Below are 14,852 nucleotides of genomic sequence, written 5' to 3'. Positions count from 1 at the left end.
TGGTGTTCAGTTACTCGTGACTGCCGCAGCAGTCTTCTTAGCGGGGGCCGGTACGGACTTCTTAGCCGTCCTCTTGGCAGGCTTGGCCGTGACCTTCTTAGCAGCCGTCGTCTTGGCTGCCGTCCCCCTGGTCCTGGTGCTCGTTGTGGTCGAGCTGCTAGCCGTGCCCTTCGTGGCCTTCCTGGGGGCCGCAGAGCGCTTCGCAGGCGCCTTCTTAGCAGGAGCCGGGGACGGCTGGGCAACGGACGCCAGGAAGTCACTCAGGGACTTGCCTGCGTTGCCCTCCTGGCCCGCCCACTCCGCGTAGAGATTCAGGAGCTGTTCCGCCTCGGCCGGTCGGGGACCGGGCACGGATGCCTCAGCCTCGGGCGCCTCCTGGTCCTCCGTGATCAGACGGAAGTAAGTCGGTTTGGCTCCCGCACGCTTCGTGTCCCGCACTTCGAATACTTCCACGTCCGGCATTGCCCGCGCCTCCGCCTCCACCTGAGCCGCACTGTAACGACCGGCGCCGACAGACCGGTAAACGGTCGACCGGGAAGCCTGGTGGTTTTCGTGCTTACGGAGGCACCGACGGATTCGCTCATCAAGAGGCGTGACGGTACGAGTTGAGTCACTCGCCAATTCACGCTGGAGCTGTACGACACTCGAAATCGAGTAGTCGACGAAATGCCGTGCTGCCTCTACAGCCTCACGTGTGATGCTCGTACGCCGGTTGGCAGCCGTAAGGATCGACGCAACACGCTTCACCTGTTCTGCCGAGCGCTCGAAGAATGACGCCAGGACTTCCGGCATATCCGAGAACTTCTCTGCGTACTCCATGCGCATCTCGTCAAAGCGCTTCCGTGCGGGAGCACTCAGAGACATGACGCGCTGTTCCTTGCGTGCCCATTCGTACGCACGCTTCAGAGCGGGAGTCGGCACGTAGGTAAAGATGGGCCGCTCCTCCCCCTCTTCCGGCTCAGGCAGGAACTTGGACTGTTTCACCAGCACGGGAAGAATCCGGTTATATGATCCGCCGAGAGCTTCCGTGTTGGAAATGAACTTGCCCCACGCCCCGGGCTGAATGTGGGAGTGGAATCCCAACAGCGGTTCGTCTACCCGCTGTTCGTACCGCTCCCCCGGCTTGTTGCCCTTCGTGGTGTTGCTGATCATGCGTCCGTCCCATGCGGTACGGAAGTGACCTGAGAAGGTAGGACAGCGGTTCGTGCGCTTAAGTTGGTTCTGCCACTCCTCCTCAATAATGATCAGGCGATTGTCCGGCCCGCCTTCCGTGGTCCCGCTCTTCTCCTGCTGCTCGAACAAGGCGTTCACGAGAGACGGACCAGAGGAGATACCCGAACGTAGGTGTACGTCCAGGAAATCCCCCATAGCAGGCTTCAGGATGTGGTCTGCCGCTTCCTTGGCCGTACCCTTCATGCCGGTACCCGACCGGCCGACAAGGCACGTCCAGACGACCGTAGGGCGCCCGCCAGGCTGCACCACGTGCCCGTTGACCCCTGCCGAGAAGAGGGCAAGGAGGGCAGCGAACACCCCGATAGGGTCCGCCTCCGTGTAGGGCATTACGGCCTGAACTTCCTTGCCGATCGGCCCGTATGCCATGTCTTCGAAACGCGACTGCGTTTCCACTATTCCCCTTTCCTGTAGCCGTTGCACTGGCACTCACCAGGGTTGTGAGCGTCCATGAACGGGAGCCGGACCGGAATCCGGCGCCCGAACACGGAGGTTCAGCCCTTGGGGCAATCCTCATGCTCTTCACGGAGATGCATCGTGATCTCAACGTTGGTCGGGTCCAGGGTCTGATAGACCGTGAACTCTTCCCGGCATTCGTCACACTTGTATGTGACTTCCAGTCCTACCGGCCTACCCGGCATGCTATCCCTCTCTTCTCACTGACTCATACCCGAACATCCGGGCCACGCGGTTAGCCTCACGCTGCAATACCGCGTCGAACTCTTCCTGTTGCGTGTCGGGTATGCGATTCTCCATGCTCCAGTACTTATGCCACGCAATGGAGAGTGCGTCCATGATGGCTTCCTGAGCCTCTTCTTTCAGCTCAGTTCGGGAGAGACGCTTAGGCACTCTTGCGCCCCTCATAGTAGAAGGGGGGCCGGTTGGACGGACGGACGCTGATACGTCCGGTCTCGTCGTCAAATACGACAGCAGCACCATTGTGCGCCCATACGTTGACGTTCACGTGAACCTCCCGCAGCTCTGACTTTCGCTGCGACTCCCCGTTGAAGCGATACGACTTGAAGCCATGTCGTCGCGTGAACTCCTGAGCCTCCGCCATCGTGTGCTCACCCCGGACAATAGCCCGAGTCGTCTCTATGGCGGGAGGCAAGGGCATTTCCAGCATGGCATGCGCCCAGTCCCACCAGTGCATCCCGTCAATGGTCGGAACCAGGGACACCCGATCAATCTCGATATCCGACAGGGCGACGCCGGTAGCCTCCGCTACCTGTTCAGGTGTCGCGTCAATGCCGAGTGCCACTTAGACCCCCACCTTTTCCAGAATCAGGGCAACCTGTCGGCCCATTCCGTATGCCTTGACTGCCTCGCGCACAAGCGCACGTACCGCGATGTGCGGGCAAGCGTAGTCGTTGGCGACCTCCCCCAGGGTCTGAAACAGCGTTCTCAGCCCCTGGAGCCGCTCAGAGGCACGCGGGAGCTGGGCAGCCTCCCACGCGACCGCGTGAGCCGTGCTCACGTCCTCCTGCCATGCCTTGACGGCACTCACTCTGCCTCCCCTTCGATCTCCAGTCCGAACATGTGCCGGACGGGCACCGTGCGCCACGACCACTGGACCAGGTAGACCGGCCTCCGCAGCGTCCACCAGGGACGCGTAACGCGAATGACCGTGCCTTCCCCCACCTGAGAATGGTGTCTGACCACAGTGCCTATACCGATGCGCATTTACCCCCCTATTCAGTCCTAGCGACTGAGCAATGTGGACCGGCCCGACTAAAGGCCGGTCCACAAAACTGAGTGCTAGCCCTGTACTGCGACCGTGGCCGAATGGCGCACGGCCAGCAGCCTCAGACGGCTTTCCGTGCCGTGCTCGGCCCACGGCGCGAACGGCGCAGACTTGAGCGTGTAGCGCTGGTTATGCAGCGACCACAGCGCGATCAGGTGGGTTGCCTGATAGACGTCCCGGACGCCGGTCCAGTGCGACGGCTCATGTCCCGTTGCCTCGGAAGCAAGCGTCAGCTTGCCGGACGCGCGGTCGAGTATCGCGGTCCACTCAGCGACGCTTCCGAATGCCGTGTTGTTCTCAGGCACTTGCAAACCTTTCCGTGGTCCAGTTCCAGCCCCATTCCAGCGTGTAATGCGCTGCCAGGGCTACGGGGTTAGTACTCCATCCCTTGTTGTGGGAGTGGAATTTGTGGAGTGCCGTCCCCATGAGGTGATTGAGCCGCTGATTTTCGAGCGTCTCGCCCGGCAACGGGTCAACGGTCTGCACGTCCCACGCGCCGTATTCCTCCGTCAAGTCGTCATCCTTCAAGACGAGACGGAAACCCTTCTCCCCCGCGCGCCAGTAGAAGTAGGCCATGAGGTTAAGCGGCTCTGCCATGTCCGCGACCGCGCAATGAGTCGCGTTGTCTTCCGTAACTTGCACTTGCCTGCCTTCCTAGGGGGAGGGCACCCCCGAATAAGGCACCCCCCAACTTGCTAGCGACTGCTGCGGCATTCCTGGCAGTACTCACACGGATCAGCGAGCCTGATTCCAGACTCCTCCTCCACCATGCGAGCCCAGCCGGTAAGCGGCACGCGACCACTACGGGCGATGCCTGTAGCGGTAAGCCAATGACGGAACCCTTCCGGGTCAACCTCCCGCCATTCCATGAGTGTCTCGTTTCGACGCTCAGCCCACTGCTGCCGATCGGACTCCGGAAGTCCGGCCCTACGGTCGGACCAGTACAGGAGGTTACGGAGACTGATTGCAACTGTCTTAGGTGTTCTCCGCACCGCAACACACCCCCAATGGAACTTGAGCCAGGGGGACGACGAACGCGAAGTAGCGGCGGATGTGCCGTCGCACCGCACCCTTACGCGTGCAGGGGCCACAGAGATGCATGGCGCAAAAGCCATCGTTTACAAGAACGTTGGCCGTGCCTCCACATGCGACACACACGTGCTTGACGAGATTCACACTCACTCGCATACCCCTTACCTGACTTCCATGGACAGCACGCGATTGACGTGAATGTCCTCATGCAGCCGCATGTCCGTGCGGGCACCGATACGGCCACCAATGCCGGTCACGCGACCGGTAAGGATGGACTCACCCGCAATGAAGGTGATGTACAGGGACTCATCCCGGTACAGCCCCCGGAATGCCGCCTTAATCGTGCTCAGCGTCAGCACCTATTGCCCTTTCCCTTACGGCCTCTTGAGAGTGTCTCTAGAGACTCACAGAGTGCAGTAAGGGTGATCCCGCCCGGAATACCGGGTGACCTCCCCTTACTGCCTACTGTCAAGCGCTAGTGACAGAGACGGCCGTTACCGTCCTCCCATACCGACGAACCGTCCTCGTAAGTCGTCTTACTGCACGCGCCGTAGAGAAAACCGTCGTTGAACGCGTCCACCTCCATACGGGAGAGACGCGCTTCGGTTCGTGCCAGTCGTTCCCTGGTCTGAGACAGCCCCGTTTCTGCTGTCTCGGTCCGCTCCTCCATGACTGCCTGAGTGATTCCACCCACCAGGGAACCGGTCACGAGAATGGAGGCAAGCAGGACCATGATGTTTCGCGTCATGCCGACCACTCCGGAAGTTCTTGCGTGATGTACTGCTGTTCCATGTCTCGCACCCACTGAACAGCCGCATCAAAGCTGTCAGCGTTCAACTGACAAGCAACCGTAAGAGGGATGTTCGGTCGGTGGTTGAAGTAGTCGGAACGCCGGTGTGCGACGCTCCAAAAGCTTCCGTCCCGCATCTGAACAACATCAGTTGCCCAGAGCGCGACAGAGTTGCCCAGCATCAACCGGATGCGCCGCGCCATTTTCAGGAGAACAACAGTCCCCCGGTCAAGCTCAATCACTTGAGTCTGCCTTTCCGGCCCCCGTAGGGCCGAGAGAAAGGCACACGTACCCCCGAATAAAGCACGTGTGCCGATTGCCTACAGGGATGACTAGCGACGCCGCCACGCATTCATGCACAAGGGCGAGGCACCGTTGTACGGGCCGCACTCCTCGCAGCACTCCCCTTTGTTGACCACACACCCGCACGGGGCCTGCCAGCGACCCAAGAGGCTGTAGCCGTTGCGGTCCAGGTTGACCAGCGGCACGCGTCCGACGTGCACGCATTCCCCGTCCATGAGTACGTAGGTGCCGACTCCATAGGGGGTCGACTTACGCACGGTCCACCACCCCGGCATCGTGGGGTGAGGCAGGGCCGGACCCTCCACGATCTCTACCGGCTCCATGTGGAAACCGAGCACGACATCCCCCCGCCTGAGGTATTGCGCGGGTACGGACGTACCGAGGTAGCACGAAGCCTTACGCCCTACCTCCTGCCATGCGTTCATCTGTTGCCCTTTCACTCGCCATTGCGCCTATTCGCAACGGTCTAGAGACTGCACGTACAGCCGAATACAGCACGTGCAGACCCTGAGACCCAACGACTATGCGTGTTGCTAGTCCCCGTACACCCAAGAGGAGACGAGAGACGTCTGTTCGTTCTGCCCCCAATACTCATGTTCGGGGCAGTCTCGCCATTCAACGCGCGTGAGTTCTTCCAGTCCCTCACGCTCGTACAGCAGGTCCAGGAGGTGACTACGGCACCCCTCACACGCAACGATGGACGTAGGCACGTTCAGGAACGTGTGCCCCGGCTCAATCGCGTTGAGTTCCTGTACTTCCGTGATGGCACGCTCACGCGTGCTCAGGAAGTAACCGGGGCTGATGAGTTCCCCTTGCCGGAAGACGTAGAAACGGTCTTCCGGTCCCTGAACGAGTGTGCTTTCCAGGAGGATTCGCGTATGAGCCATTGCTCAGACCTCCCGCGACTTGAGCCACGGGGAGGTGGCGTCCACCCGAATGACTTCCCCGCAGTCGTAGTGAGGGTTAGTGCGGGACGTAACCCGCACCTGAACTTCCCTATCGGTCACGGTGACGTGAGACCCCCGGACGTGCCCAACCACGACACCCAAGAGGGTGCCACTACGAAGAGTGCGGTACGACACCTTCGTACGGTCACGGAAACGGGTGATCATCACCCATTCGTTGTTCAGCTCCCGCACGCCGTCCTGCCCGTACTCCTTACGCCAGTGGATACCCGCAATCGTCCTCATGTGGTCCCACATCCCCTCCGCAATGTCCCGGGGTGACTTCCCCCGGTAGTCGGACGGAATGGGGTAGTACCGCACGTGTTCGAAGGGCTGACCTTCGGTGGAACGCTTAACCTCCACGTCCCCACGGTCGTAGTTCCACTCCACTGTGATTTGGACGTTCCCCTGAATCAGGTGAGCGGTCATGCCCCAATTGTGCGCACTGTCGATAACCTTCAATGCCATTGCCTTACCTCCCATTGCACTACCGCGATTCCTGTACGCAGTAGGTAAGGGGGCACACAAGCCTTAACTTGTGCACCCGATACCCATGCTGCGGACTACGCAGGTTCCACCGACAGAACAGAGCTTGCGACTGTCTTACTGTCGGTCTCGTCACCATCCATGAGGTAACGATTCTCGGCATCCTCCACCGACGTTGACGGCACGGCATACGTAATGACCTCCGTACGCGACACCGTGACGTACCGAATGCGCTCTTCTCCCATTGCCCTACCTCCACTTACGCCACTACGAACCGTTCGCAATGGGCCATAGGACACACGGAATGCCGAATACAACCCGTGTGCCCGTCCTACCCCTACGCTGCGGTTAGTCTCCGATCGGAGAGACGCGCACGTTGAAGCCGTTCACCAGGGCATACCCCGTGGAATACAGGTTCGCCTTTGCGGTGAGACGTACGCCGTGATGCGCCACGCTTTCGGTGAATGCGCCGACGGCATCGATCATGTTCCCCCACGAACGCACGTCAAAAGAGAACGTGCTCAGTTCGTCCGTGATGTGCACGCGGAACATGTAGTGATTCCGGTACTCACGATGGAATGAGTACTGCCGCAGCGCCACATTCCCGCGCTTGCGCTCACCCTGTACCGGCTCAATCCCGCTCACTGCCATTACATCCCCTAGGGATCGCTGTACGGCCGTTTCCGGCCCCTGCAAGTGCCTTGACGACACTCCCCTAGACAGACACGTCTCAGGCGCTTAGGAGACAACCCGCAACCGGGTGAGTATCAGTCACCCTGATTGCCGTGTCTCGGCCCTGCCGTGTTGGCGTGTCTGCCGTAGGCAATCTCGTAACGCACCGTGGGTTACCGGGCGTGCAGTCGAGTGCAAGTGGCTGCTTACCCTTGTTGCCCACTCATCCGCTGTACAGCGCTCACGCATTGCTGATTTGCGGGAATGTGAGGTTGCCGTGCGCCTTGTGTTGCGCGCACGGTCTTACTTGAATGCGGCCGGGACGCCCTCTCGGGCCCGATACCCATCGTCGCCTAGGTGAGCCGTTACCCCACCTACTAGCTCAAGGCCGGAGTGCCTGTATTTGAGCCGTCCCCAGCATGCGCCAGGAACACGGTTCACTCCGTATTACTCCCACACCTCACACCTAGTGCAGTCCCTAGGCAGACACTAGGTACTCACCCCTAGTCGGTGTCCCTGGGACCGGCCCCCAGGGTGACCCGCTCAGTTCGTCTCTGAGCGCACGCCATGACTTGTGGCAGCAGGAAGCATGGGCCCTGCCCCGTTCGCGCCCTAGAGACGCTTACAGCGCCATTGCTGGCACCGCGTAGGTGTTGGCCTTAGTCCGCCAACTAGGAGACTCCCGTTTCCGGGTGAGTCACCGTGCGCCCTAGGTAGGGAATGTTCGACGCGTCATCATTGATCGATGGCATTTGGCACGCTATTGAGTTCTCAAGAAACGATCGGCCACTCATCACCCCCGCGCATTCGCGCTGAGTTCACTGAGACCGGATGAAGCTAGGTCCCGCATCAACACCCCGGTGCGATCCCCCGCGCTATCCCCGTATTCGCGTGACGCCCGGTATCTCGACCCCGCTTCAGCGGGTGAGTTCTTCGGGCCGCTCCGTTCGGCGCGGTCGGTGTTGCTGGGAGGACTCCATCACGGATCACCGCAACGTGAACACCGCACCGTGAATTATCGTCAGACTGACGCTTCTTACGTATACGCGCGCGTAAGAGGTCTACGAGGGCTGAGAATGTGGACATACAGGGACAGACCTAGACACAAAATGAGGTGAGCAAGCGCTTAGGTGGCTCGCAAGTTCGTTATCTGGCCGTTACGAAAGTGTCTCGCCATTCGAGAATCAGGGCTCTAGCGTGACCTTTCCGTTACCACGTTTACATAGGGCGTACCCATACAGAATGGACACTGATAGTGCGTCAGATCACCTACTGACCTGCCATTCAGTAGCCCTGTATATAGACCTATGTCCCATATGCGTGTGACCCACATCACCCATGAATCTGCGTACTGACTCGCCATTCAGTACGTACTGACCATTCGTTCAGTAGGGCATGCGTTGTGGTCGTGCACGACCACTGAATGGCCGTGCTGCATTCCGCATCCATTCCGACATGCCTCACTCGTATTCCGTGCCCGCATTCCCACATCAGTGCGTGCTGCAATAACAATGACGAATGTAACGCGTTGATAACGTTAATACTGCATCGCTCCTGCTGCATGAATACGGGGGTAATGCATAACGTAATTGTGGAAGAGGACCGCAGGGGCGCCTTCCTTCCGGCGTGTACGGGTTTCGTTATCTTCACAAGCGCACAAGCCTCTGTGCGGCCCTGTGCGGCCCTCTGAGCCCCTCGGGCCTCTCCAGGTGCCTCAGACCCCCTTCCAGGCCCTTTAAGGGCCCTTCTGGGCCGTTTTGGATCATCACGAGAAGGTAACGGCAGCTCCTCATTCTTGCAGCAAGGCCGCTGCAACAATAATAAAGTTGACTGCATCACAGTCGTGTCCTGGTTCGGAGCAGAGGACACCTACGTAATTTATGTAGGGGTTGGGTATACCCCCCTGCCAGAGCCCTCTAGACACACCTGAGGCCCCCTCCCTGAAGAGGGGGCCCCGAGGTCGACACTCCTACGTGTGTGCTGGCTTGTCCTCAGCATTCATCCTGGGAATGTCCTCCTCCAGAAGGAGCGATCTGGCCTGCTTCATGAGGTCTGGATCTGAGAACTTGAGTCTCCCGACCAGCAATGAGTCATGCCCATAGAGTGACCTCCCGAGATTCACACTCCCATCGACTTCCATTGCCCAGCCGGCATGCCGAAAGTCCAAGGTCTCAGCCTTTTTCACAATTCGGCTTGACCAGCCAGTGCAGAGGAGCCAACTAGCCTCCGAAATTTGACTTCCTGTGCCTCTCCAATCGGTAACCGCGGAAGGTTTATGCCTTGCTGCTACGTCCAACAGGGAGATATCCGGGATTTCGGGGAACGGAATGTACCCAACCACGGCTGTGGTGCCGAAATTGCCCGTTGAAGTGTAGGCGACAATACCCACCCGCCTAGGTGACCACATGTGCAGTAGTCGAAATACAGTTACTCGGCCTGTGCCGGTGATCTCTCTCGCCATATACGCTCCTACGCAATCAGCCCCCGCCACTGTACCGGCGAGGGCTGACGCGATTCAGGGCTACTGACTAGCCGTGGTCACCGCACGGCGGCGGGTCACCCGGCTTCCCGTCGCTGTCGTCGGAGCAGTCCACGTGCGAGGCCGCCCACAGCTCGGGCAGGAGCACGTAACCGGCCTTCTCGATCTCGGCCATGGTCCGGGGGATCACCACGGCGGAGGACTCGTACGTCTTGGAGGGGTCGTCCCAGGGGTTGTGGTGCACCTTGGGCCAGCCGTGAGCCTTGAAGAAGTCGTCGTAGGGCTCCGTGTACTCCAGGTAGCAGTGAAGGCCCATGTCGATGGTCGGGCTCGGGCTGAGGGTGCCGGTGTCCGGCGCCTTCTGCGCCGAGGTGGCGAGGTAGGCCAACGTCTGATCCGTGATGGCCTGCGCCTTGTCGTCGTCCAGGCCGTGAACGGTGGCCACACGACGGCTGAGCCGCGTGAAGAACGCGGGATCGACCAGGGACCTTGCGTGAGTCGCCTCAATGGCGACGCTTGCAGTCATGCTCACTCCTCTTGAATCAGAGATGTGGTGCATTGGAGACCCCTCCCGACTACCGCTTGTGCGGACTCACGGGGAAAGCGGTAGCCGAGAGGGGGAATTGCCCTGCCCTACCGGGCCTGTGGATGGGTTTTGGGGAGCCATCGGTTCATCCGGTAGGACAGGAGACTAGGCGTTGCCCATTTGGACAACTGAGGTAAGGAGAACGGCAACCACTGAGCCCCAGAGCATGAGTCCCAGAATGCCGCCCCAGAAGGGGCCGTCTTGGGTGACCTTCCAGGCCCGTAACCGGCGTCGAGTGTTGTTCATGACCGGATCACCCGGATACTGTCGACCCTCGTAAGGGCGAGGGCGAGTTGAACGGCCTTCGTGGGGTCAATGCCAATGGCGTTGATCCGGGGGCCCTCGCTCGTCTCCTGAATGCGGAACTCGGCGACAACGCCCAGGTCCAGGAAAGCCGTCTGGAGAGCCACCAGGGCGCCGGACACGTCTCTACTCTCCACGGTTCACGGCCTCCTCAGGGTGCCTCTCCCGCAGGGTCATTCCGTCCTTGCAGAGGTTGGCCAGTGCCATGGCTGCCCGGACGTTGCAGGCCCCCAGCTCGACACGCCACGTCCCCTGTACCGGCTGTGCCCAGAGCTGCGGGAGCTTGATCCCGGCCTCTCCGAGCACAACGGCCAAGGCCTCTCGCGCTTCGAACACTTCTCGCTCAAGGATGGGTGGCACGTCGTTGTCACGATCGTCCGGAGACATGGGGGTACCTCTCAGGAGCTGATTACTGCGTGTGCTCCCAGCATCGCCGTGTGCGGCCTACCCTTGACAGGTGCGACGCGGTTACAACTCATCTGTAACGCTGGGGGTGTTCGAGTGATCGAAAGACCAGAGCAGCCGGAAGAGCCGAAGGACGGAGCGGGGTTCATCGGGCGGGAAGTCCGCTTCAGTCGGACACAGGCCGGGATGACCCAAGAGGCGCTGGGAAGCGCCACGGGGTACACCCGCCCCTACGTGGCCCGAGTTGAGTCAGGGAGTCTCCTGGCCTCCGAAGACTTCGTAGAAGCCTGTGACAGGACGTTCAACACGTCGGGGTACCTGTCCCGCCTGCGGCTCAGGCTCAGCGAGGGCGGGCATCCTCGTTGGTTTGTGCCGTACCTCAAGCTAGAGGCATCAGCAGCTCAGATCCTGGACTACTCCAACGCCCTGGTGATGGGCATGCTCCAGACGTCGAACTATGCCGCAGCCGTCTTCCGCGCTACTCGTCCGAGGGAGGGCACAGACGAGATCAAGCAGCGGGTTGAGAGTCGGATACGGCGTCATGACGTGATGACTCGGCCTAGCCCTCCGCTCCTGTGGGTGGTCCTGCATGAGGTCTGCCTGAGAACGCTGGTGGGTGGCCCTGAGGTCATGCGCGAGCAGATGGCTCGGCTCCTGGTGGAGGCTGAGTCCCCTCACGTGACGATCCAGGTTCTTCCCTTCAAAGCGGGTGCCCCTGCGTCCAGCTTGCCGTTTACTCTGATCACGCAGGACGGGGAACCGACCGTCATGTGCTCGGAGTCTCGGGGTCAAGGCCACGTCGATGACTCGGCAACTGAGGTAGACCGTGCGAGTGTTACGTACGATCGCCTCAGGGCTTCGGCCCTGTCTCCCGAGGACTCCTCAACCATGATCCGTGAAGTGATGGAGGGCTACACCCAATGAGCAACATCGACCCCGGCACCAAGTGGGTCAAGTCGAGTTACAGCGGTGGCGAGGGTGGCCAGTGCCTTGAGTGGGCGCCCTCTGCCATTTCGGCCGGCATGGTCCCGGTGCGTGACAGCAAGGCCCCTCAGGGCCCGTCCCTCAACCTCTCGGCCTCGGCTTGGTCGGCGTTCGTCGGCTTCGCCTCTCGGGCCGACGTCTGACAGACTGAACACCTGAGGGTCCCTCCCTGCCGAATACGGGGAGGGGCCCTCTTCGTGTGTCAGGGGTCAGGCTGCGTTGTACCGGTAGTAGGTCGCCTGAGAGATCCCCAGGGCCTGACAGACCCTCTCCACGGTGACCTTCTCACCCTGAGCGGTCAGTGACTGCCGGGTCTCTTCGATCTTGTCCCGCGTGAGAGCGAGAGCCTTCCGGCGAGGCTTCGGGGTGAGAGCCTTCTCCGCCTCCTCCAGCTCCTTGCCAAGGGCCTCGTTCGTCTGAGAGGCCCACTCCGTTAGCTCCTCAGTCTTCTCAGAGGCATGCTCGACCTCCACCAGGACCTGAGAGGCATCCGTGAGCAGAGAGCGGCTCTCAGAGGCGACCAGAGCCGTCATGAGGGCCCGGTTCATCTCCTGCGACTCCTTCAGCTTCTCGTCAGCCGTCTTGACCTCTGAGGGGGTCTCGGCCATGTGGACAAGGTGGAAGATCGTGAGAGGCGGGACGCAGGAGACAGCCACCACCAGGAGAGCGGAAGTTCCCATGTAGTTCTGGGCGATCAGGTGAGAGATCGACTGCGCCGACATGGCCAGCATGCCAGCGAGGACAGCTCCGATGAGAGCCGTCTTCTGCCCGGCGAGAGAGGCCTTGCGGCGGTACGTGGCGATGGCTCCAGCGACCAGGGCGTACACGGAGAGACAGACCGGCATGGCGTACGAGTAGTTCTCAGACCATCCGGCAGTACGGGCCAAGGCCACCTCTCCAGGAATCGAGAGGTACAGCGCCGCAAGGCAGGCCGACGGAAGGCCGATGTACAGCACGGCCTTGAGGTACCAGGGCATAGCGGAAGACATGGGTGTCCCTTCAGATGTGGTGAGAGAGGTTCAGCGGCAGTTGCGGCAGATGCCGCCGGGGTGTCCCAGAGGGAAGGGCACTTCACACTCAGGGCAGGACTGCCGCACGGAGGCCCGTGAAGGGGCCTGAGAGGGGCTAGGAGCCGCTACCGGCTCGGGCTGGTGGTTCTTCAGCCGGTAGGCCACGAGAGCGGCAGCAGAGCTGATCTCGCTCGGGAGAGCGGCAGAGAGGTTCTTGAGCATCTCGGCTTCGCTCAGGCCAGAGGCCAGCCACGCCCCCGCCTGAGGGGCGAGGCGTCGAGCCTCCCGGGGCGAGAGGATCAGCCGATGGCTGTAGGTGGCCAGGTTCAGGAGAGCTTTGGTTGCCTGCTTGCTCAGCGGGGTCTCGGTCTTCTCCTGGTGGGACTTCTCCCCCTCCCCCTCTGAGCCGTCGCGGCCTACCGGCCGCAGCTCCTCACGGATGGGAGTAGGGAGGTCATTACAGCCAGCGTCTTTCTCCGTAGGAGAGGCGCCGACAGCCGGACCAGTCGGAACACCGACCGTCGGCATGTGGTTGGTCGGAGAGTCCGTGACGGAGGTCAGGGTGACCCAACGGCCCGTCTCGGGGTCCTGCATGCGAGCACGCTTGACGTAGCCAGCAGTGACTAGCTCGTTCATGGCGTTGGCGACGGACCGGCGTCCGTTGGGGGTGTGCTCCGTGATGCGCTCGACCGTGGCGCCGTTGGCGTCCGGGAGCGACAGGAGGTATCCGAGGAGTCCCCGAGCCTCAAGGCTCAAGGATCGGTTGCGTGCGATCTCGTTAGGGATCTGCACATAGGCACGGGTGTGCCTTGTACGCTGTACCTGCACTTAGAGACCCACTCTCTAGGTGTACTGGCCTCAGGGGTTGCGCCCCCTGGGGCCTTCATCTTGCCCGCACGCTCACGTTGCGGTGATGGGGACCGTAGCACGTCCCAAGATCATCCGTTAGGAGCCGTCTCCCCGGACGGGGCCACGGATGACCCGAACAGTCATCTTGCGAGTTGTCCGGCTGGTCAGCAGCGGGACGTAGGTACGGACCTCGGGGGGCTCGCTGACAGGCTCTGGGCCGTCGATGATCCGCAACACCTCTGCTTGCCCCGCAGGGCTCAGTGAGGCCAGCTCCTCAGCAAGTTTCCGGAACGTTTCCACAGGTCAGACCCCTACTGCGCTACCGAACATCTTGCCGGAGATGTTCGGGCGGAAGCCGTGGGTGAGGTGGCCGCCGGCGTCCAGGGACATGCCGAGCATCCGCTGGTTGCCGAAGGCGCGGCGCAGCTCGGCCCAGTCGGCGTCGGTCAGGTCGTTGACCTGGCGGGCGCCGGTCTTCTCCAGGAAGGGCACCTCGACGCGGGCGCCGAGGACGGCCCAGAAGGCGACCAGGTTGGCGTCGATGCCGGAGTGCGGCTGGACGTAGGCGTGGCGGGCGCCGAACAGCTCGCGGGCGTGCTCGGCGGCGAGGGACTCGACGGTGTCGACGTTGCGGCAGCCGGCGTAGAAGCGGCGGCCGATGGTGCCCTCGGCGTACTTGTCGCTGAACCAGTTGCCCATCGCCAGGAGCGTGGCCGGGGAGGCGTAGTTCTCGGAGGCGATCAGCTTGAGCATCTCGCGCTGGTCGGCGACCTCCTGGCCGATGGCGTCCGCGACACGGGGCTCGACGGCTCGGATGACGTCGAGCGCGGCGCGGTAGGCGGTGGACTCGGGGGAGATTTCGGCGGGCAAGGGGTCCTCCGGACGTCGGTTTCAGCGTTCGCGGTACGGATGGCCCAGGCGCACGGCTCTCGGTGTTCCGGGGCCGCTTCCCGATGGTTCGTCCCATCCCAGCGCGCCAGTCACGGCCCGGGGCCAGGCTACCGGGTGGGGCGGGGGCATGCCGTGCGTGTCCGT

The 14,852-nt window shown here is 61.6% G+C and carries 16 protein-coding genes, 1 pseudogene, 1 riboswitch and 1 other annotated feature; of the genes and pseudogenes, 2 read left to right on the top strand and 15 right to left on the bottom strand.

Annotated elements, in window-relative coordinates; all coding sequences use genetic code 11:
• Positions 1 to 6: 6 nt before the first annotated feature.
• From ACZ7MF_RS03455 to ACZ7MF_RS03400, 12 genes are all read right to left on the bottom strand, one after another.
• On the bottom strand, positions 7 to 1,626 hold the full coding sequence (locus ACZ7MF_RS03455; protein WP_471474230.1) for a YfjI family protein: 1,620 nt from the start codon (positions 1,624 to 1,626) through the stop codon (positions 7 to 9).
• 445 nt (positions 1,627 to 2,071) lie between these two features.
• Entirely contained in the window at positions 2,072 to 2,491 is a 420-nt protein-coding gene (locus ACZ7MF_RS03450; RefSeq protein ID WP_471474229.1) for a hypothetical protein, read from the bottom strand.
• 497 nt (positions 2,492 to 2,988) lie between these two features.
• Positions 2,989 to 3,279 carry a hypothetical protein gene (locus ACZ7MF_RS03445; protein ID WP_471474227.1) on the bottom strand — a complete coding sequence of 97 codons (291 nt, stop codon included), beginning with the start codon at positions 3,277 to 3,279 and terminating at the stop codon, positions 2,989 to 2,991.
• Complete coding sequence (locus tag ACZ7MF_RS03440) at positions 3,272 to 3,571, bottom strand: hypothetical protein (protein WP_471474226.1); 300 nt, start codon at positions 3,569 to 3,571, stop codon at positions 3,272 to 3,274. The genes ACZ7MF_RS03445 and ACZ7MF_RS03440 overlap by 8 nt, the downstream gene beginning before the upstream one ends.
• Positions 3,572 to 4,167: 596 nt before the next feature.
• Positions 4,168 to 4,365 (bottom strand): hypothetical protein, encoded by a 198-nt coding sequence (locus tag ACZ7MF_RS03435; protein WP_471474225.1) that lies wholly within the window; start codon positions 4,363 to 4,365, stop codon positions 4,168 to 4,170.
• A 116-nt stretch (positions 4,366 to 4,481) separates the two neighbouring features.
• Positions 4,482 to 4,754 (bottom strand): hypothetical protein, encoded by a 273-nt coding sequence (locus ACZ7MF_RS03430; protein WP_471474223.1) that lies wholly within the window; start codon positions 4,752 to 4,754, stop codon positions 4,482 to 4,484.
• Positions 4,751 to 5,038 (bottom strand): hypothetical protein, encoded by a 288-nt coding sequence (locus tag ACZ7MF_RS03425; RefSeq protein WP_471474222.1) that lies wholly within the window; start codon positions 5,036 to 5,038, stop codon positions 4,751 to 4,753. Before ACZ7MF_RS03425 ends, ACZ7MF_RS03430 begins: the two co-directional genes overlap by 4 nt.
• Before the next feature lie 951 nt (positions 5,039 to 5,989).
• Positions 5,990 to 6,472, bottom strand: coding sequence for a hypothetical protein (locus tag ACZ7MF_RS03420; protein ID WP_471474221.1), 483 nt, complete (start codon positions 6,470 to 6,472; stop codon positions 5,990 to 5,992).
• Positions 6,473 to 6,877: 405 nt separating this feature from the next.
• A complete protein-coding gene (locus ACZ7MF_RS03415) occupies positions 6,878 to 7,174 on the bottom strand; it encodes a hypothetical protein (RefSeq protein ID WP_471474220.1) in 297 nt (98 codons plus the stop codon).
• Positions 7,175 to 7,516: 342 nt separating this feature from the next.
• Positions 7,517 to 7,655 (bottom strand) — a sequence feature (16S ribosomal RNA rRNA prediction is too short).
• A 2,074-nt stretch (positions 7,656 to 9,729) separates the two neighbouring features.
• Positions 9,730 to 10,206 carry a hypothetical protein gene (locus tag ACZ7MF_RS03410; RefSeq protein WP_471474218.1) on the bottom strand — a complete coding sequence of 159 codons (477 nt, stop codon included), beginning with the start codon at positions 10,204 to 10,206 and terminating at the stop codon, positions 9,730 to 9,732.
• A 302-nt stretch (positions 10,207 to 10,508) separates the two neighbouring features.
• Complete coding sequence (locus ACZ7MF_RS03405) at positions 10,509 to 10,691, bottom strand: hypothetical protein (protein WP_471475212.1); 183 nt, start codon at positions 10,689 to 10,691, stop codon at positions 10,509 to 10,511.
• 4 nt (positions 10,692 to 10,695) lie between these two features.
• Positions 10,696 to 10,956, bottom strand: a complete 261-nt coding sequence (locus ACZ7MF_RS03400) for a hypothetical protein (protein ID WP_471475211.1) — start codon at positions 10,954 to 10,956, stop codon at positions 10,696 to 10,698.
• 48 nt (positions 10,957 to 11,004) lie between these two features.
• Between ACZ7MF_RS03400 and ACZ7MF_RS03395 the strand changes: the two genes are divergently transcribed.
• Entirely contained in the window at positions 11,005 to 11,898 is an 894-nt protein-coding gene (locus ACZ7MF_RS03395) for a helix-turn-helix domain-containing protein (RefSeq protein ID WP_471475178.1), read from the top strand.
• Positions 11,895 to 12,101, top strand: a complete 207-nt coding sequence (locus tag ACZ7MF_RS03390; protein ID WP_471474217.1) for a DUF397 domain-containing protein — start codon at positions 11,895 to 11,897, stop codon at positions 12,099 to 12,101. Before ACZ7MF_RS03395 ends, ACZ7MF_RS03390 begins: the two co-directional genes overlap by 4 nt.
• Positions 12,102 to 12,167: 66 nt before the next feature.
• On the opposite strand, the gene ACZ7MF_RS03385 is transcribed toward ACZ7MF_RS03390, so the two are convergent.
• The 3 genes and pseudogenes from ACZ7MF_RS03385 to ACZ7MF_RS03375 all read right to left on the bottom strand — a co-directional run.
• A complete protein-coding gene (locus ACZ7MF_RS03385) occupies positions 12,168 to 12,935 on the bottom strand; it encodes a putative transcriptional regulator (RefSeq protein ID WP_471474216.1) in 768 nt (255 codons plus the stop codon).
• A gap of 42 nt (positions 12,936 to 12,977) precedes the next feature.
• The gene (locus tag ACZ7MF_RS03380; protein WP_471475177.1) at positions 12,978 to 13,760 is read right to left on the bottom strand and encodes a helix-turn-helix domain-containing protein; all 783 of its coding nucleotides are present in this window, start codon (positions 13,758 to 13,760) and stop codon (positions 12,978 to 12,980) included.
• A gap of 381 nt (positions 13,761 to 14,141) precedes the next feature.
• Positions 14,142 to 14,687: pseudogene (locus ACZ7MF_RS03375) on the bottom strand (PLP-dependent aminotransferase family protein); the annotation flags it as partial.
• A 35-nt stretch (positions 14,688 to 14,722) separates the two neighbouring features.
• Positions 14,723 to 14,811, bottom strand: a riboswitch (ZMP/ZTP riboswitch).
• Between the last annotated feature and the right edge of the window lie 41 nt (positions 14,812 to 14,852).

The sequence above is a fragment of the Streptomyces sp. NPDC111628 genome (assembly GCF_055635195.1).
Note: the sequence above shows the minus strand (reverse complement) of the source record. Positions and strands in the feature narration are given on the sequence as shown.